Origin of the sequence: Actinoplanes sp. NPDC049668 (assembly GCF_044465445.1) — a bacterium.
Lineage (GTDB): Bacteria > Actinomycetota > Actinomycetes > Mycobacteriales > Micromonosporaceae > Actinoplanes.
Genome location: NZ_JBITLR010000002.1, coordinates 642,230 through 661,175, shown reverse-complemented (window position 1 = coordinate 661,175; position 18,946 = coordinate 642,230). Strand labels below are relative to the sequence as shown.

Genomic DNA, 18,946 nt, shown 5'->3' with positions numbered 1-18,946 from the left:
GCGACCGATGACCATCACATCCCCGCGGCCGTCCGCCGCGATCCGGGTGACCACCGAGCGGCACGTGGTGCCGGCCGGCGACCCGCTCGCCGTCTACCTGGCCCTGCGCGAACGGTACGGCCCCGATCAGGTTTACCTGCTCGAGTCGCCGGCGGGGCCGGCCGACGACTGCCGGCACGCCTACGTCGGCTTCGGCGAGCTGCTGTCGGTCTCGGTCGAGGGCGGGGACGTCACGGTCGAGGGGATACCGGCCCTGCGTGACGCGGCCCGCGAGCGGACAGCCCGTGCCGAGGGCCTCGAGGAGATCCTCCGGGCGGTGCATCAGCTCGTCGACGGGCCGCGGGAGACCGACCGGTTCTCCTTCGGCTTCCTGGCCTTTCTCGGGTACGACGCGGCGCGGCACTTCGAGCGGCTGCCGTACCTGATCGAGTCCGGTGACCCGCTGCCCGACGCCTGCCTGGTTCTGCACCGCGGGCTGGTCCGCTTCGACCTGCGCGGCGGCGGTACCGAGCTGCTGCTGCACCGCGGCGACGGCTGGCCCGACGACCCCGCGGACGAGCTGAGGACGCTGCTCGCCGGCACGGCCGGCCGCGGCGTACCGGCGCCCCGGGCGCTGCCGCCGCCGCGCGCGGTGAGCGACGACATCGACCGGCCCGACTACCACGACACCGTCGACCGCTGCCTCGAACACATCGCGGCCGGCGACATCTACCAGGTGCAGATCGGTCACCAGGTCACCATCGACACCGCCGCCGACCCGGTCGAGGTGTACCGCCGGCTGCGCGAGCGCAATCCCTCGCCGTACATGTCGATGGCCCCGCTGGTCGGCCGGACGCTGATCAGTGCCAGCCCGGAGCTCTTCGTGCGGGTCGAGGGCGGCACGGCCACGATGCGGCCGATCGCCGGCACCGCGCCGCGCGCGGCCGGCGGCGCGGGCGACGAGGAGATCGGGGAGCGGCTGCGCTCGGACCCGAAGGAGATCGCCGAGCACATCATGCTGGTCGACCTCTGCCGCAACGACATCGGCCGGATCTGCGAGCCGGACACGCTGCGGGTCACCGACACGATGTCGGTCGAGGCGTACTCGCACGTGCTGCACCTGGTGTCCTCGGTGGAGGGTGCGGTCCGCGCGGGGCTGGACAGCTACGCCGTGCTGGCCGCGCTGTTCCCGGCGGGGACGATGACCGGGGCGCCGAAGATCCGGGCGATGGAGATCATCGAGTCGATGGAGCAGAGCCGCCGCGGCCTGTACGCGGGCGCGTTCGGCGTCATCGGGCTCGGCGGCTACGTCGACCTCGCCCTGTGCATCCGCAGCCTGGTGCACGACGGCGGCCGTTACACCGCGCGGGCCTCGGCCGGCGTGGTCGCCGACTCCCGGGCCGACCGGGAGTGGCGCGAGACCCTGGCCAAGCTCAGCGCCACCTACTGGGCGGTCACCGGAGAGGAACTGCTGTGAAGAAGGTCCTGCTGGTCGACGCGTTCGACAGCTTCGTGCACATCATCCGCCAGTACCTGCTGAGCATCGGCGTGGACACCGAGGTGGTCCGCTCGGATGAGCTCGGCGTCGCCGACGTCCCGGCCACCGGCGCCGACGCGATCCTGCTCGGCCCGGGACCCGGGCACCCGGACACCTCCGGCCACGTCGAGCTGGTCCGGGCGTACGCCGACCGGCTGCCGATCCTCGGGGTCTGCCTCGGGCACCAGGCCATCGGGCGCGCGTTCGGCGCCCAGGTGGCCCGCGCGTCGCACCTGATGCACGGCAAGACCAGCGAGGTGAGCCACGACGGGCACGGCGTCTTCGCCGGCGTGCCCGACGGCTTCCGGGTCACCCGGTACCACTCCCTGATCGTCGACGGCGACAGCCTCGCCGGCACCGGCCTGCGGTGCAGCGCCGTCGCCGCCGACGACGGCTACGTGATGGCGCTGCGCCACGAGACCCTGCCGGTCGAGTCGGTGCAGTTCCATCCCGAGAGCGTCCGCACCGAGCACGGGATGCGGCTGCTCAGCAACTTCGTGAGCGGCGTGCCGGCCGCGGCCTGAGCCGGGCCGGCCGTCACTGATCGGCCAGCCGCAGCACGCCGTTGTCGCGGCGCGCCCGGTGGCCGGTCCACAGCATCGTCCCGCCGCCGGCCCGGTCGAACGGGTCGGGGCGCAGCCACCGGGCGGCGCGGGTCGGCCCGTCGCCGAACCCGCCGCCCAGCCAGGCTGCGGCCAGGTACAGCTCGCCCTCCGGCACCGGGTGCAGCTCGTCGTCGAGCACGTACCACCGGCCGCGGTGCGGGTCCGCGTCGCCCGCGCCCGGCGGCGCGGCCACGGCGTGACCGTCGAACCGGACCGGGTCGCCGTGCAGCAGCTGCCCCCAGATGACCAGCTCGTCGCAGTCCGGGCCGGGCACCGCGCACTCCGGCGGCCCGCCCGCGGGCAGCGGCCCGCCCGCGGCGCGCGTCGCGGCCGCGGCCACGACCAGGCGGCCGTGGTCGAAGACCAGGCCGCCGCCGGGCGCCGGGCCCGGCACCACGTACGCCGGGTCGCCGGGCAGCACCGCCCGGGCCGGTGCCCGGCCGCCCGCCCGGTCGCGCCGCCGCCAGACCAGCACCGGCAGCCCGTGGCGCCGGGCCGGGCCGGCCAGCTCCGGCTCCGCGATGATCAGCCGCAGGCCCGGCCGGGCCTGCGGCGAGTCGTCCCGCATCGGCAGGTACGCCGCGCCGGCCTTGAGCACCGCCAGCCGCGCGACCACGGCGTCGGCGCCGGGGCGCAGCCGCAGCCCGACCAGCTCACCGCGGCGCACGCCGTGCTCCGCGACGGTACGGGCCAGCGCGTCGGCGCGCAGTTCTAGGCCGCCGTAGGTGAGCGGGCGCCCGGCGCCCAGCACCGCGGGACGGTGCGGCGCGAACCCGGCGACCAGGCCGAGCCGCCCGGTGACCGTCCGGCCGCCGGCGCCCGGGTGGCCGCCGGGCGGCGCCGCCGGTCGCGGCCCGTGCTGGCGGGTCAGCTCGGTGATCTGCGCCAGGCAGCGCAGCCGGCTGCCGACGAAGTAGGTGTCGGTCCAGCCGGGCGGGATCCGGCGGGTGAACGGCCACAGGCCGTAGCGGCGTTCCGCGTTGACGACGATCCGCAGGTACTGCGGTGCTGCCGGTGCCATCGGCGTACCTCCTCCCGATCGCGTCCGCGCAAGGTAACGACGGCGGGTTCGGCCCGGGTTACCCGGCACCGGCGCACCGTAACCCGTGCCTAACCACCCGTCCGTAGCGTCCGCCGGGACTACATCGGTGTACCCGAAAGGAGACGGCTGTGTCCGACACCGCTGCTTGGGAACGACACCTGCAGGACCTGCCCCGGCTGGTCGGCCTGCCCGTCGACCGGCGCGAGGCGGGGCCGGACGGCGGGCCGGAGGCTCGCGAGATACCCGGGGGCCCGTACTCCGCCGCCGAGCTCGTCGCCGGCCTGGCCGCGCTGCTGCACCGCTACAGCGGCGAGTCGCCGCTGCTGGTCGGCGTGGACGACGAGGCGGCGCCGGGACGGCTGACCGTGCCGCGGCTGGCCGTCGACGCCGCCCGGCCGTTCGCCGAGCTGCGCGACGCGGTGCCGGACCTGACCGACGCCGCCGGGCAGCTCGGCGCCGTGACGCCGGAGCGGCTGCGGGAGCTGCACGGCCTCGACGCCGGCCCGCAGCGGCCGTGCCACGCCGCCGTGGTCACCGGCGGGCGTACCGACCTCGGCACCGTCGCCGCCGAGCTGACCGCCGTCGCGGACCGCGACGGACGCTGGTCCCTGGTCGCCGACGCCACCATCCCGGGCGCCGACGTCGAGCGGATCGCCGGTCACCTCGCCCGGCTGCTGGCCGCCGGCGCCGCGCCCGGCGCGCCGTCGCTGGCCCGGCTGTCCCTGCTCGACGGCGAGGAGGAGGCCCGCATCCTGCACGGCTGGAACGACACCGCCCGCGACGTGCCGGACGAGCAGTTCCCGGCGGCCATCGCCCGGATCGCGGCCGAGGCGCCCGACCGGGTCGCCGTCGTGTCCGGCTCCCGGTCCCTGACCTACGGGCGGCTCGACCAGGACGCCAACCGGCTGGCGCAGCACCTCGCCGGCCTCGGCGTCGGCCGCGGCGACCGGGTCGGCGTGTTCTTCGAGCGCAGCCCGGAGAGCCTGCTGTCGCAGCTCGCCGTGTTCCGGCTGGCGGCGACCGCGGTGCTGCTCGACCCGGAGTACCCGGGGGAGCGGCTGGAGTTCATGATCGAGGACTCGGCCGCGGCCGCGGTGCTGACCCGCGAGGGCCTGTCCGGGCGGCTCGGCACCCCGCCGTGCCCGGTCGTCGCCGTCGACGGCGACGCCTGGCGCGACGCGCCGGCCGTCGACCCCGGCGCCGAGGTGTACGACGAGGAGGTCTGCCACGTCGCGTACACGTCGGGCTCGACCGGAAAGCCCAAGGCGGTGCAGCTGCGGCACGGCCCGCTGCGCAACACCGCCTACGTCCTGCGGGAGCAGTGCGGCCTGACCGCCGGGGTCCGGGGCACCTGGCTGTGCTCGCCCGGCTTCGGCCTGGTGCAGGTGGACTGCTTCCCGATCCTGCTGGCCGGCGGCACCGTGCACATTCCCGAGCCGTCGGTCGCCGCCTCGCCCGAGCAGCTGCGCGACTGGCTCGTCGAGCAGAAGATCAGCCAGTCCCTGGTGCTGACCGCGATGGCCGAGCGGCTCTGGACGCTGCCGTGGCCGGACGGCACCGAGCTGCGCTGCATGCGGATCGCCGGCGAGCGGGTGCGCACCTGGCCCGGCCCGCGGCTGCCGTTCCACGTCCTCAACGTGTACGGCTCGGCCGAGGCGACCGTCGTGGCCACCTGCGACCTCACCGAGCTGGGCGCCGGCGCCGGCGGGCGGATGCCGCCGATCGGCCGGCCGGTGGCCAACGTGCGCACCTACGTGCTGGACGCCAACCGCCAGCCGGTGCCGCCGGGCGTGCTCGGCGAGCTGTACATCTCCGGCGCGAGCCTGTCCCGCGGCTACCTCAACCGGCCGGACGCGAACGACGAGAAGTTCCTGGCCAACGACGTGCCCGGCGACCCGTACCCGGTGCTGTACCGCAGCGGCGACGTCGCCCGGTACTGGTCGGACGGCACTGTCGAGATCATCGGCCGGACCGACAACGAGGTGAAGATCCGCGGTTACCGGGTGCACCTGGGCGAGGTGGAGGGCGCGCTCGCCGAGCAGCCCGGCGTGCGGCAGTGCGCCGTGCTGGCCCGCGAGGACGTGCCCGGCGAGCGGCGGCTGGTGGCCTACCTCGAGCCGGACCCCGCCGCGCCGCCGCGGGTCGCCGCCGTGCAGGCCGCCCTGCGCGAGCGGCTGCCCGGATACATGGTGCCGTCCGCGTTCGTGGTCGGCGACCTGCGGACCACGCCGAACGGAAAGATCGACCGGGCCGCGCTGCCGCCGCCGCCGCGGACCCGCCCCGACCTGTTCACCGAGTACCGCGCGCCGGCCACCGACGCCGAGCGCGACGTCGCCCGGATCTGGGCCGACACCCTCGAACTGGACGAGGTCGGCGTCGACGACGACTTCTTCGAGCTCGGCGGCGACTCGCTGCGGGTGATGCGGATGCTCGCCGGCCTGCGCACCGAGCTCGGTGTCAACCTGCGGATGTCCCAACTGGTCCGCACGCCGACGGTCGCGGCGCTGGTCGGCCTGCTGCCCGGCGCCGCGCCGGCCGCGCGGCCGGAGCCGCGGCACGACCCGCAGGCCCGGTACGAGCCGTTCGCGGTGACCGCCGGCCCGGGTGTCCGGTACGCCGAGTGGCACCAGGAGTGGCTCGACCCGGATCGGCTGGTGCAGGCGTGGCAGCGGCTGGTCGCGCAGCAGGACGCCCTGCGGCTGACCTTCGACGACGCCGGCGGCCAGCGGGTCGTGCCCGAGCCGGACGCGCCGCCCGGCGAGCCGTCCGTGCTCGACCTGAGCGACCTCGACGACGCGGCCGTCGCCGAGCGCCTCGACGCGATCCGCGCCGAGCTGCTGGCCACCCGCTTCGACGGCGCCGGCCCGCCGTACCGGCTGCGGCTCACCCTGCTGCCGGACGAGGTGCTGGCCGTGCACCTGGCGATGGACGCGCGCGCCGGCGACGACCGCGGCCTCGACGAGGTGCTGCCGCGCCTGCTCGCCGACCGCTACGAGGACCTGGACGCACCGGCGCCGGAGCTGACCGTGCGGGACGTGCTGACCGCGGCCGGCCGGGCGCCCGCCACGGCGCCGCCGGCCGGCGACCCGCCGCCGACCGCCGATCACCACGACCGGCTCGACGCCCGGGTGTGGCCGGCCCTGCTGGAGGCCGCCGGTACGCGCGACGTCGATCCGCTGTGGCTGGTCACGGTGCTCGCCGCCGACGCCTGCGGATCGGGTACCCGGGTCCTGGTTCCCCTCGGCGAGGTGCCCGACGCCGCGCACGACGTGCTCGGCGCGCTCGACGAGGACCGGCTGGTCGCGGTTCCGGAGGCCGGCGGCTCGAGCCCGGCCGACCGCGCCGCCGAGCTGCGTGACGCGGCCGCCCGCGGTGACACCCCGGGCGACGGCGGCCCGGTGCTCGCGGTCCGCGTCGTGAGCGAGCACGACCCGGAGCGGGAGGGCTGGGACGCGCCGGTGTTCCGGGCCAACGCCCTGCCCGGCGTCGCCCTCGACCTGACCCTGCGCCCGGGCGGCGACGCCCCGCGCCTGACCTGGACCTATCAGCCCGGGGTCCTGAGCCGCGAGCGCGTCGCCGGCATCGACGCCGCGTTCTGTGCCGGGCTCGGAGCCGACGCCCGCGCCGGTGTGTGAGTAACGCCGTACATCACCGTGCCGACCGGTGCGGACCACCCGAGATCAGCGAGGTGAACACCCGATGACCGTGCTAGTCGTATTGACGGACAGCTCAACTCGGACCGAGCAGCAGCAGGCCGCCGCCCTGACCCAGCGCGCCTGCGGCGAGGTGCGGGTGCACTCGCCGAGCCTGCTCTCGACCACCGGCGATATGGCCGTCGTCGACCGGGCGGTCGGCCACCTGCCGCAGGTACGGCACGTCGCGCGGGTGCAGGGCGACTACCCGCGGGCCTCGGTGCAGTCCCGGATGGGCCGGCCGAGCACCGTGGCGCTGGGCCAGGCCGCGTTCGGCCCGGGCCAGTTCACGGTCGTCGCCGGGCCCTGCTCGGTGGAGAACCACGACCAGCTGATGGAGGTGGGCCGCGCCGTCAAGGACGCCGGCGGGCACGCCCTGCGCGGCGGCGCGTTCAAGCCGCGCAGCTCGCCGTACGCCTTCCAGGGCCTCGGCCGCCGCGGCCTGGACCTGCTCGCGGAGGCCCGCCGGGAGACCGGCCTGCCGGTCGTCACCGAGGTGCTCGACGTGCGCGACCTGCCCGCGATGCTGCCCTGCGTCGACATGGTCCAGGTCGGCGCCCGCAACATGCAGAACTTCGCCCTGCTGCGCGAGCTCGGCACGCTGCGGATCCCGGTCCTGCTCAAGCGCGGGCTGGCGGCCAGCATCGACGAGACGCTGATGGCAGCCGAGTACATCCTGGACGGTGGGAACACCGACGTGGTGCTCTGCGAGCGCGGCATCCGCACCTTCGAGACCGGGTACCGGTTCACCCTCGACATCGGCGCGGTGCCGGTGTTCAAGGAGCGCAGCCACCTGCCGATCATCGTCGACCCGAGCCATGCGGCGGGCGAGACCGCGCGGGTCATCCCGCTCGCGCTCGCGGCCGCGGCGTGCGGCGCCGACGGGATCATCGTGGAGACGCACTGCGACCCCGCCGCCGCGCTGTGCGACGGCAAGCAGGCGCTGCCGACCAGCCGGCTGCCCGAGCTGATCGACGGCGTGGTGAACGTCGCGCGGGCCGCCGGGCGTACCGCCGGGCCGACGATGTCCGAGCGCAACGACCGGCACCGGGAGCTGGTGCTGACCGGCGACCCGGCCGGAACGGTCGCCTCGGCCCGCGTGCGCTGGCGCTGACCGCGACGGCGGTCAGCGCAGCCGGTCGTCCTCGGACAGCAGCTTCGCGCCGACCGCCTTGCGGATCGCGTCGACCCGCGACACGGCCTGGAGCTTGGCGTACACGTTGGTCAGGTGCCGCTTCACGGTGCTCTCGGTGATGCCGAGCCGGGCCGCTACCTGCCCGTTGCTGAAGGCCTTGGCGACCAGGCGCAGCACCTCGAGCTCGCGGGCGGTCAGCGGCGCCTGGGCCGGCTCCATCCGCTCGCGGGAGCCGTCCAGCCGGTCCATGGTGTCGCGGGACACCGAGAGCAGCACGTTGTCACGGCCGCGGTTGACCGAGTGCACGGCCGCGATCAGCTCCTCGCCGGCGATGGTCTTGACCAGGAACGCGTTGGCGCCGCGCTCCAGCAGGTCGTGCACGATCGCGGGGTTCTCGTGCATGGTCACGACGATCACGCGGGTCCTCGACCGGCTGCGGGCCAGCCGGTCGATCACCGCCGCCGCGCCCGGGCCCGGCATCTCCACGTCGAGCAGCAGCACGTCCGGCCGCAGGTCGGCGACCAGGGCCAGCGCGTCGCCGGAATTGCCGGCCTCGCCCACCACCGAGCAGTCGGGATCGGTCTCCAGCAGCTCGCGCAGGCCCTCGCGGAACAGCGTGTGGTCGTCGGCGAGCACCACCCGGACCGTCCGCCGGGCGCCGCCCGGCCGGTCCATCACGGTCCGCTGCCCGGCAGCGACACGTGCACCCGGACCGTGGTGCCGCCGCTCGGATTGTCCGAGATGGACATCGTGCCGCCGATCAGCTCGACGCGCTCGCGCATCGACAGCATGCCGCCGCGGTGGAAGACCTCGGGCCGGCGGTCGAAGCCCCGGCCGTGGTCGGCGACGTCCGCGACGACGGCCGACTCGCTGACCGACAGCGCCACCGCCAGCCGGTCGGTGCCCGAGTGCAGCAGCGCGTTGCGCACCGCCTCCTGGAGCACGACGTAGACCTCCTCGGCGATCACCCCCGGCAGGCCCGAGCTGTCGCCCCGCGCGGTGTACTCGACCACGACGCCGGGCGGCACGTTGGCGTCGAGATAGCCGCGCAGGGCCTGGTCCAGGCCCTGCGGCCCGACCGACAGGCGCAGCTCGTCGGAGAGTCCGCGGGTGATCGCGATGGCGTCGCGCAGCGACTGGTCGACCCGGCTCAGCTGGCCGGCGGCGCGCTCGCTGTCACCCTCCAGGGCCCGCTCCTGGTAGATCCGGTGCAGGTCGAAGTGCTGGAGCCCGACGCCGATCGCGTGCGCGACCCGGTCGTGCAGGTCCCGGGCGATGCGGCGGCGCTCCTCGAGGTGTGAGGTGTACACCTGCTCCAGCAGAAAGCCCACGTAGGACAGCGAGCCGACGGTCACCCGGACCATGATCGCGCGGTGCAGCGTGATCGCGACGTCCCCCTCGGCGCTGGGCGAGGCCACGGCCGGGCCGGTGAAGTGCGCCAGCAGCGGCGGCAGCGCGGCCTCGAACAGCGCGGTCGCCGCCCGCAGGGAGTGCAGCGGGTGCACGCCGTGCTCGGCGCGGTCGGTGCCGACGTCCAGGGAGACGGCCAACGATTTCGCCCCGACATCGGCGGTGCCGCTGTTTCGATAACGGGCTACATCTTCGATCACCGCTTCGGCCTGGAGCAGCGCCTGGCTTAACGCATGCGAATCGGCGTGAATGGGATTTTCGGTGGCTTCCAGCCGGGCCTCATAGGCGGCCAGGATTTCGGCACGGAGAGCAGGTGGAACGCCATGCTCCGATGCGTCGACCCTCGCCCCGGCCTCGACCACAACACCTCTCAGCGTGCCCCCCGTAAGGCGAGCGCTAATCCGACCCCTGACTGGTAGTTTCCGTCAGCACTCAAGCCGATGCAAACCTGAGAAGTACCGAAATGTGGGCGATGTACTGGGTCGCCATGAAAATTCGGTAGGGCCAGCGACGGCGGAAAGCGTCGTCCCGCCCGGCCGGCGCGCACACCACCCACGCCAGGACCACGGCGCCGAGCAGGACCAGCCAGGAGGCCAGGCGCACGGTCGGCGGCGAGTCGGCGGCCAGCACCACGAAGCCGCCCGCGACGGCCCCCGCGACCAGCGCCATCACCCGGCGGGCGCGCCGCTCACCGAGCAGGATCGGCAGCGTACGGCGCCCGGCCAGGCGATCGCCCGGCACGTCCGACAGGTCCTTGGTCACGCCGCCGACCGCCATCCACAACGCCATCATCAGCGGAAACACCAGGAGGTGTCGCTCCGGCCGCCCGCCCGCGGACACGACGCCGGCCGCGTAGGTCAGCAGGCCGGCCAGCACGACGGCCACCACGGCCTGCACGGTCACCCGCTTCAACGGCGCCGGACCCATCGAGTACGCCCAGCCGAGCAGCAGCTGCCCGGAGCCGAGCAGAGCCAGCAGCGGCGAGACCGCCGCGGCGAGCGCCATCCCGGCGACGGCCAGGCCGCCGGCGATCCACCACGCCGTGGCCGGGCTCAGGTCTCCCCGGGCGATCGGGCGGGTGGAGCCGTTGGCGCGGTCCTCCACAATGTCGCCGATTCCGTTGACCAGATATATCGCCCAGGTCAGCAGGAACCAGGCCGCGGCGCCGGCGAGGATGGCCGGTCCCGGCGCGGCGCCGCTGAGCAGGGCCAGCGCGGCCGCGGTCGCGAAGCGCAGCACGAAGATCACCTGAACCTGCGGCCGGGCCTCGCGCAGCGAAAGCCACAACGCCCGGCCGACGCCCCGGAAAGCCGCCGCTGGTTCCTCCGGCATGATGCATTCCCTTCGTCGTAGCGGCGCCTGCTCCGAAAGTCGTAGTCGCAGTGCTACCTGCGTCCGCAGGAGTACCCACTTCGGGGCGCGCTACTTGTCCACGCGAAATCGGGCTTCCTACCGTGAGCGGCAAGACCTCCGTCGCATCCGAAACAGTCTTGACGAATACGGAAGGACGGCCGATGAACGGCAACACCACCGCCCTCATGGTTGTACGAAGCCTCGGTGATTTCTCGGTGACGATTGCCGGCACGCCAGTGGAATCCTGGCGTGCCGGAAAGGCCCGTAATCTCTTTCAATTCCTTTTGTTCAACCGGGGTCAGGTGGTGCCCCGGGACCGCCTCTACGAGGTGCTGTGGCCGGACGGCGACGGCGACCGTTCCACCTCGCTCAAGGTCGCGGCGCACGCCCTGCGCCGGATCCTCGGCAGCGACGACGTCAGCATCTCCTACCAGGACGTCGGCTACCTGCTGCGCTGCGACGGCGTCTGGGTCGACATCGAGCAGTTCGAGGCGGCCATCGAGGCGGCCCGCGCGGCCGAGCGCGACGGCGATCCCGGCGGCGCCCTCGCCGCGCACCACCGGGCTATCACCCTCTACCGGGGCGACTTCCTGGACGGCGAGGCCGCGCAGTGGGCCGACGAGCAGCGCCAGTGGGCCCGCTCGATGGTCCTCGGCTCGCTCAACCACCTGCGCGCCGACGCGATGCGCCGCAGCGACCCCGGCGCCGTGATCACCTGGTGCCGCCGGATCCTCTCGATCGACCCGTTCCTCGAGGAGGCGTACCAGAACCTCTTCGTGGTGCACGGCATGCTCGGCGAGCTGGGTCAGGTGCGCAACTGGCACGACCTCTGCGCGCAGCGGCTGCGGGACGGGCTCGATGTCGCGCCGTCGCACCGTACCCAGAAGATCTTCGAACTGGCGCTCTCCGGCCGGCTGCTCGGCACCGAGCCGGCGCCGGCCGAGCCGCCTTCGCTGCAGCCGGTCTCCCTCACCGCGTAACCGCCGGGGAACCGCGGCGCCGCACAGTCGGCACCACACCGACGACAGCTGGGAGGTACGGCATGAGCGAGCGCACGCGGCCGGAACGGGACGGCGGACGGCGGCAGGTCGTGCTGATCGCCGAGGAACTGGCCGCCGAGGCGCGGCACGCGCTGGCCGACGACTTCGAGGTACGCCAGGTGACCGGCACCGACCGCGCCGCGCTGCTCGCCGCGCTGCCGGACGCGGACGCGATCATCGTCCGCAGCGCGACCCGGGTCGACGCCGAGGCCCTGGACGCCGGTCGCCGGCTGTCCGTGGTCGCCCGCGCCGGCGTCGGCGTCGACAACATCGACGTCGAGGCGGCGACCGGCCGCGGCGTGCTGGTCGTCAACGCGCCGACCGCCAACGTCGTGTCCGCCGCCGAGCAGGCGGTCGCGCTGCTGCTGGCCGTGGCCCGGCACACCGTCAACGCCGGCACCGCCCTGCGCGAGGGGCGCTGGGAACGGTCCCGGTTCACCGGCGTGGAGATCGCCGGCAAGACCGTCGGCGTCATCGGGCTGGGCCGGGTCGGCGTGCTGTTCGCGCAGCGGATGGCCGCCTTCGGCGCCCGGGTGATCGCGCACGACCCGTACGCCACCGCGGAGCGCGCGGCCCGGGTCGGCGTCAGCCTGGTCCCGCTGGACCGGCTCCTGGCCGGCAGCGACTTCATCTCGCTGCACGTACCCCGGACGCCGTCGACGACGGGCCTGATCGGCGCGGCCGAGCTGGCCCGGGTGAAGCCCGGCGTGCGCATCGTCAACACCGCCCGGGGCGGCCTCATCGACGAGGACGCGCTGGCCGCCGCCATCGCCGCCGGCCGGGTGGCCGGGGCCGGCATCGACGTGTTCGCCACCGAACCGTGCACCGACTCGCCGCTGCTCGCTCTCGACGCCGTCGTCGCCACACCGCACCTGGGCGCCGCGACCGCGGAGGCGCAGGCCAAGGCCGGTGTCATGGTCGCCGAGAATGTGCGCCTCGCGCTGCGGGGCGACCCCGTCGCCGACGCCGTCAACCGCCCGACTGTCCCCTCGATGAGTCGACTGGGCTGATATGTCCGATACGCCGTGGGTTTCCTTGCCCGGTGTTTGAGGACGGCCTGAGGTTGTCTTGAGGTAGCGGCCCGATCTGGTCGGGCATGAACGCGACCTTGCAGCTCCGCCCCACCGCCGGCACCGACAACCTCGCCATCCTCTGGGAGCAGGCGACCGCCGACGTCGAGCTGACCGTGGTGGTCCCGTTCTACAACCCCGGCATGGCGCTGCGCAGCACGGTCGAGCGGCTGGTCGCCTGCCTGACCGAGGCCCGGGTCGCCTACGAGGTGATCGCGGTCTCCGACGGCTCGACCGACGGCTCGGCGCAGACCCTGGGCGGCCTGGCCGGCGTCCGGGTCATCGACATCCCGATCAACCAGGGCAAGGGCGCCGCGCTGCACCGCGGCTTCGCCGCCGCCCGCGGCGCCTGGATCGGCTTCGTCGACGCCGACGGCGACATCGACCCGCAGCACCTGGTCGAGTACCTGAACGTGGCCCGCACCGGCGGCCACGCCGTGGTCTACGCCGACAAGCGGCACGTCGCCTCGGTCAGCGGCGCCTCCGGCTTCCGCAAGCTGGTCTCGATCAGCTACTCGACGCTGGTCACCGGCCTGTTCGGCCTCGACGTCCGCGACACCCAGACCGGCTGCAAGATCGTTCGCCGGGACGTGCTGGCGACCGTGCTGCCCCGGCTGCGGGAGCGCCGCTTCGCCTTCGACCTGGAGCTGTTCGTCGCGGCCGGCGCCGCCGGCATCGACGACCTGAAGGCGCTGCCGGTCCGGCTCGAGGAGCGGGTCGCCGGCTCCACGGTCACCACCAAGAGCATCGTGCGCACCATCCGCGACACGTTCGTCATCTACAGCCGCCACCGCGACAACCACTACCGCCCCGCCGCCCCGGCCCGCCACCGCGCCTACGCGGCCTGAGGCGTCACTTCCGGGACGTGAGGTAGGCGAGCCAGTCGCCGTGGGCGGTGATGTCGGTGGCCCCCTCGACGGCGGCGGTCTCGCAGAGGAAGCCGGTGACGGAGGTGCCGTCGGTGAGTCGTACCTTGCCGAGGACCATGGGTTCCGGCAGGGCGGCGAGGAACGGTCCGAGCGCGGCCGGGGGAAGCTCCCACACCTCGCCCTCGATGCTCGCGCCGCCGGCGGCAACCCGGACGAGTCCCGGCTTCGGCGGGTGGGTGGGCAGGGCGTGCAGGCGGTACTCCGGTGCGGTGCGGACCCGGCCGGCGTACCGGGCGCCGACGGTGGTGAGCTGCGAGTTGAGCGGCTGGCTGGTCAGGTGCGCACCGACGACGAGCAGCCGTAGACCCGCGGCGGCCGGTGCCGGCACGGGTGAACCGGTCAGCAGCGCGGCGACGCCGGCGGCGACCGCGTCGGCGAAACCGCGGGCGATCACCTGGACGCCGAAGGGTCCGTCGCCGGTCTCGCCGGCGGGGACGGCGACGGCGGCGAGGTCGAAGAGGTTGCAGAAGTTGGTGTACGTGCCGACGAGCGCGTTGACGCCGACCGGATCCGCGGTGACCTCCGCGATCGTGGGGTGGATCGGGGCGGTGGGCAGCAGCAGCGCGTCCGCGTCGCCCCACTCGGCCATCGCCTCGGCACGCAGCCGTTCCAGGCGCTCGGTGTCGGCGACGAGCACGTGTGCGGGGATGTCCCGGGCCGCGGAGATGATCGCCCCGACGGTCGGGTCCACGCCGTCGGGGTGCTCGTCGATGAAGGCGCCGACGGCGGCGTAGCGTTCGGCGACGAAGCCGCCGCCGTAGAGCAGTTTCGCGGCGGCGAGGAACGGTGCGAGCCGGATCGGCCGCAGCCGCGCGCCACCGGTCTCCAGGATCTTGGCCGCCTGCTCGAAGGCGTCGCGCCACTCCTCGGACAGGCCGGTGAGCTCGCCGCGGTCCGGAACCGCGACCACCGGCTGAGGCGGAGCGGCAAGGGGCGCGTCCACCGGCCACGCCGCATCGCTCATGATCGTGATCGCTTGTTGTGCCGCGCCGAGGGTGCGGGCGAGGACGGTGACGCAGTCGAAGCTGCGGCAGGCGGGCACGACCCCCTCGGTGGGCACCAGGCCACGGGTCGGCTTGATCCCGACGATGCCTTGGAAGGCGGCCGGCACCCGCCCGGAGCCCGCGGTGTCGGTGCCGAGTGCCAGGTCCGCGATGCCCAGCGCTACGACCACGGCCGACCCGGAGCTGGACCCGCCGGAGACCCGCTGCGGATCGCGGGCGTCGCGCACCGCGCCGTACGGGCTGCGGGTCCCGACGAGCCCGGTCGCGAACTGGTCCAGGTTGGTCTTGCCGAGCACGATCGCGCCCGCGTCGACGAGCCGCTGGACCGCCGGGGCGCTGCGGGACGGACGGTAGGCGTACCCCGGGCATCCTGCCGTTGTGGCAAGCCCGGCCACGTCGATGTTGTCCTTGACCGCCAGGAGCGATCCGGACAGTGGCAGCGTTTCGCCCGCCGCCAGGCGGGTTTCCAGGGCCGCCGCCTCGGCCAGCACGTCCTGTTCGTCGCGCAGGGTGATCCACGCTTCGGGTCGCTCGCCGAGGGCGAGCCGGGCGTAGGCGTCGCGGACGCGGTCCTGCGGGGTCATGCGGTGGTCCTTCCGGCGAGTACGAGCAGTGGGCTGCCCGGCGCCACCTGGCTGCCGGGCTTGACCAGGACGACGGCGACCTCGCCGTCCTGCGGGGCGGTGACCACGCTCTCCAGCTTCATCGCCTCCAGCGCGAGCAGCGGCTGACCGGCGGTCACCCGGTCGCCGGGGCGCACGTCGATGCGCCACACGCTGGACACGAACGGCGCCTCGATCAGCACGCCGCCGTCGGGAACGGTCACCTCGCCGGCGGGCGGCGGTGCCTCGGGCTCGGGCCGCGGGTCGAACTCGCCGGCGGCGGCCCACGCCTGTCGTTCCTGTCCGAAGGCGGCGGCCTGCGTCGCCCGGAAGTCCGCGATGGAGGCGGCGTTCGCGGCGAGGAAGTCCTCGTGGTCGGCGAGCCGGAAGGTGCCGTCGTCGATGCGCAGCCGGTGCCGCCCGGCCGCGATGTCGGCGCGCAGGTCGAGCAGTTCCTCGGCGCCGACCGGGTACCAGGAGATCCGGTCGAAGTGGCGCAGCAGCCACGGGTCGCCGGGCTCGCGCCGCCACCGGTTCCACACCTGCACGGTGCGGCCGACGAACTGGTAACCGCCGGGCCCTTCCATGCCGTAGACGCACAGGTAGGCGCCGCCGATGCCGACCGCGTTCTCCGGCGTCCAGGTGCGGGCCGGGTTGTATTTCGTGGTGACGAGGCGGTGCCGCGGGTCGAGTGGGGTGGCGACCGGGGCGCCGAGGTAGACGTCGCCGAGGCCGAGGACGAGGTAGCTGGCGTCGTAGACGGTGCGGTAGACGTCGTCGACGCTGTCGAGTCCGTTGACCCGGCGGATGAACTCGATGTTCCACGGGCACCACGGGGCGTCGTCGCGGACGCCGGCCATGTAGCGGGCGATCGCCTCCCGGGTGGCCGGGTCGTCCCAGGACAGCGGCAGGTGCACCGTCCGGCTGGGCACCGCGAGTTCGCGGATGGCGGGCAGTTCGTCCTCGATCTCGCGGACCAGGCCGAGCAGCCGGCGTACGGGCAGACGGCCGGGGTCGACGTGAATCTGGAGCGACCGGATGCCGGGGGTGAGGTCGACGACGCCCGGCAGGCCCTCGGCGCGGAGCCGGTCCATCAGAGCGTGTCCGCGCATCCGTAGGCCGAGGTCGAGGGTCATCGGCCCGTACTCGACGAGCAGGTTGTCGTCGCCGGAGCGGCGGTAGGTGACCGCCGGTGCGGTGTCGGTGGGCTCGCGGCGGGCGAGAACGCCGTCGTCGCCGGTGGTCAGCGGCGTCACCGGGGCGAGTGGCCGGGTACGCAGTTTCAGCGCGGTGTCGTCGCAGACGGGTACGAACCGGACGGTGTCGCCGGGGCTGAGCTGGCCGAGTTTCCAGCGTTCGGCGGTGATCACGGTGGCCGGGCAGACGAATCCGCCGAGGCTGGGGCCGTCGGGTCCGAGCAGGATGGGCACGTCGCCGGTGAAGTCGACGGCGCCGACCGAGTACGGGGTGTCGTGGATGTTCGACGGGTGCAGCCCGGCCTCGCCGCCGTCGGTGCGCGCCCAGCGGGGTTTGGGGCCGACCAGGCGCACGCCGGTGCGGGCGGAGTTGAAGTGGACCTGCCACTCGGCGGCGTAAAAGGTGTCGATGTCCTCGCGGAGGAAGAACTCGGGGGCGGCGTGCGGTCCCTCGGTGACGGCGATCCGCCAGTCCCGCCGGATGGCCGGGCGCTGGTCGAGAGGCACCGGGCCGGCGACCGGTCCGGTGGGTTCGCGGTGGCGCAGGACGTCGCCGACGCGCAGGGTGCGCCCGCCGTGACCGCCGAACTGGCCGAGGGTGAAGGTGGCGGCGCTGCCCAGGTAGGGGGGCACGTCGAGACCGCCGGCGAACAGGATGTAGCTGCGCAGCCCGCCGTCGGTGGCCTTCCCGACGTCCAGCACGCCGCCGGCCGGGACGGGTACCGGCGTCCAGCGGGGGACGCGCACGCCGTCGACGGTGACCGGCGCGGCGGCGCCGGTGACGCAGACCGTGGCCGCCGCGGTGAAGCGCAGGGCCGGACCGTCGACGGTGCATTCCAGGCCGGGAGCGCCTTCGGGGTTGCCGAGGGCGCGGTTGCCGAGGCGGAAGGAGAGGTCGTCCATCGGTCCGGACGGCGGGACACCGACCTCCCAGAGGCCGGTACGGCCGGGCCAGTCCTGCACCGCGGTCAGCGTGCCGGGTCGTTCGACCACGATGCGCGGCTCGACGTCGTGCACGTCGGCGAGGGTGGCGGTGCAGTGCCGGGCGGCCAGCACGGCCTCGTCGGCGGCCGCGGCGCGCAGCAGGCCGAGGTTGGTCTCGATGCCGTCCACGCGGGTGGCCGCGAGGGCGGTGCGGAGCTTCGCGTACGCCGCGTCGCGGGTGGCGCCAGTGACGATGACCTTGGCGAGCATCGGGTCGTACGAGGTGGACACTTCGGTGCCGGCCTCCACCCAGCCGTCGACGCGCGCGTCGTCCGGGAACCGCACGCCGGTGATCAGGCCGGCGCTGGGGCGGTGCCCCTGGGTCGGGTCCTCGGCGTAGACGCGGGCCTCGACGGCCGTACCGGCCGCCCTGCGAGGGGTGTCGAGGACGGTGTCGTCGCCCTGGGCCAGGCGCAGCATCCACTCGACGAGGTCGACGCCCCAGGTCTCCTCGGTGACCGGGTGCTCGACCTGCAGGCGGGCGTTCACCTCGAGGAACGAGGCCTGTTCACGTTCGGCGTCGTAGACGAACTCGACAGTGCCCGCCGAGCGGTAGTTCACGGACGCGCACAGCGCCGTCGCCGAGGTGTGCAGTTGCTCGCGGACCGCATCGGGCAGACCCGGCGCGGGCGCTTCCTCGATCACCTTCTGGTTGCGGCGCTGCAGGCTGCAGTCGCGATCGCCGAGCGCGACCACGCGGCCTGCGCCGTCGCCGAAGACCTGCACCTCGACGTGGCGGGCTCGCTGCACGAAGCGTTCGAGGAAGACGCCGCCGCTGCCGAAGCTGGCCACGGCCATCCGTTCGACCCGGTCGTACGCCGCGGTCAGTTCGGCGGAACTGTGGCAGGCCTGCATGCCGATGCCGCCGCCCCCGCCGGTGGCCTTGACCATGACGGGGTAGCCGATGCGCTCCGCGGCGTCGAGGGCCTCGTCGAGGCCGGAGAGCAGGCCGGTTCCGTCGATCATCGGCACTCCGGCGGCCTGGGCCAGGCTCCGGGCGGTGTGCTTGGCGCCGAACGCGGTGAGTTGCGGCGGGGTGGGACCGACGAACGCGAGCCCGGCCTGTTCGACGGCGGTGGCGAACCCGGCGTCCTCGGAGAGGAAGCCGTAGCCGGGGTGCACGGCGCCGGCACCGGTGGACAGCGCGGCGTCGAGCACCCGGTCGACGAGCAGATAGCTGTCGCGGGCCGGGGCGGGGCCGAGGCGTACGGCCAGGTCGGCCATCCGCACGTGCGGCGCGGCCCGGTCCGGGTCGGAGAAGACCGCGACGGTCTTGAGGCCCATCCGCTCGGCGGTACGGATGATCCGGCAGGCGATCTCGCCGCGGTTGGCGACGAGCAGGGTGTCGAACATGGGAGCGGGCCTTTC

The 18,946-nt window shown here is 74.3% G+C and carries 12 protein-coding genes and 1 pseudogene; 7 read left to right on the top strand and 6 right to left on the bottom strand.

All coding sequences use genetic code 11. The annotated features are described in order from the left end of the window. Positions 1-7: 7 nt before the first annotated feature. Both ACIBSW_RS09945 and ACIBSW_RS09940 read left to right on the top strand, forming a co-directional pair. A complete protein-coding gene (locus ACIBSW_RS09945; protein ID WP_354730379.1) occupies positions 8-1,456 on the top strand; it encodes an anthranilate synthase component I family protein in 1,449 nt (482 codons plus the stop codon). Next, entirely contained in the window at positions 1,453-2,040 is a 588-nt protein-coding gene (locus ACIBSW_RS09940; RefSeq protein WP_354730377.1) for an aminodeoxychorismate/anthranilate synthase component II, read from the top strand. The genes ACIBSW_RS09945 and ACIBSW_RS09940 overlap by 4 nt, the downstream gene beginning before the upstream one ends. 13 nt (positions 2,041-2,053) lie before the next feature. Here the strand turns inward: ACIBSW_RS09940 and ACIBSW_RS09935 are convergent, their stop codons facing one another. Next, positions 2,054-3,142: an AMP-binding protein gene (locus tag ACIBSW_RS09935; RefSeq protein WP_404799291.1), complete on the bottom strand. Its 1,089-nt coding sequence runs from the start codon at positions 3,140-3,142 to the stop codon at positions 2,054-2,056. A gap of 149 nt (positions 3,143-3,291) precedes the next feature. On the opposite strand from ACIBSW_RS09935, the gene ACIBSW_RS09930 reads away from it, so the two are divergent. Both ACIBSW_RS09930 and aroF read left to right on the top strand, forming a co-directional pair. Next, positions 3,292-6,798, top strand: coding sequence for an amino acid adenylation domain-containing protein (locus tag ACIBSW_RS09930; RefSeq protein WP_354727413.1), 3,507 nt, complete (start codon positions 3,292-3,294; stop codon positions 6,796-6,798). 64 nt (positions 6,799-6,862) lie between these two features. Further along, positions 6,863-7,969: a 3-deoxy-7-phosphoheptulonate synthase gene (gene aroF, locus ACIBSW_RS09925; RefSeq protein ID WP_354727415.1), complete on the top strand. Its 1,107-nt coding sequence runs from the start codon at positions 6,863-6,865 to the stop codon at positions 7,967-7,969. A 12-nt stretch (positions 7,970-7,981) separates the two neighbouring features. Here aroF and ACIBSW_RS09920 read toward each other — a convergent pair whose 3' ends face one another. From ACIBSW_RS09920 to ACIBSW_RS09910, 3 genes are all read right to left on the bottom strand, one after another. Then, the gene (locus tag ACIBSW_RS09920; RefSeq protein WP_354727457.1) at positions 7,982-8,665 is read right to left on the bottom strand and encodes a response regulator transcription factor; all 684 of its coding nucleotides are present in this window, start codon (positions 8,663-8,665) and stop codon (positions 7,982-7,984) included. Further along, positions 8,665-9,540 (bottom strand): ATP-binding protein, encoded by an 876-nt coding sequence (locus ACIBSW_RS09915; protein WP_354727417.1) that lies wholly within the window; start codon positions 9,538-9,540, stop codon positions 8,665-8,667. Before ACIBSW_RS09915 ends, ACIBSW_RS09920 begins: the two co-directional genes overlap by 1 nt. 292 nt (positions 9,541-9,832) lie before the next feature. Next, entirely contained in the window at positions 9,833-10,732 is a 900-nt protein-coding gene (locus tag ACIBSW_RS09910) for a UbiA family prenyltransferase (protein WP_354727419.1), read from the bottom strand. 182 nt (positions 10,733-10,914) lie between these two features. Between ACIBSW_RS09910 and ACIBSW_RS09905 the strand changes: the two genes are divergently transcribed. From ACIBSW_RS09905 to ACIBSW_RS09895, 3 genes and pseudogenes are all read left to right on the top strand, one after another. Further along, on the top strand, positions 10,915-11,733 hold the full coding sequence (locus ACIBSW_RS09905; protein ID WP_404799290.1) for a BTAD domain-containing putative transcriptional regulator: 819 nt from the start codon (positions 10,915-10,917) through the stop codon (positions 11,731-11,733). Between the two features lie 62 nt (positions 11,734-11,795). Further along, positions 11,796-12,800 (top strand): annotated as a pseudogene (locus ACIBSW_RS09900) (hydroxyacid dehydrogenase); the annotation flags it as partial. 89 nt (positions 12,801-12,889) lie between these two features. Beyond that, complete coding sequence (locus tag ACIBSW_RS09895) at positions 12,890-13,711, top strand: glycosyltransferase family 2 protein (RefSeq protein WP_354727421.1); 822 nt, start codon at positions 12,890-12,892, stop codon at positions 13,709-13,711. 4 nt (positions 13,712-13,715) lie between these two features. Here ACIBSW_RS09895 and atzF read toward each other — a convergent pair whose 3' ends face one another. After that, the gene (gene atzF / locus ACIBSW_RS09890) at positions 13,716-15,380 is read right to left on the bottom strand and encodes an allophanate hydrolase (protein ID WP_354727423.1); all 1,665 of its coding nucleotides are present in this window, start codon (positions 15,378-15,380) and stop codon (positions 13,716-13,718) included. Further along, the gene (gene uca, locus ACIBSW_RS09885) at positions 15,377-18,931 is read right to left on the bottom strand and encodes an urea carboxylase (RefSeq protein ID WP_354727425.1); all 3,555 of its coding nucleotides are present in this window, start codon (positions 18,929-18,931) and stop codon (positions 15,377-15,379) included. The genes atzF and uca overlap by 4 nt, the downstream gene beginning before the upstream one ends. Positions 18,932-18,946: the final 15 nt, after the last annotated feature.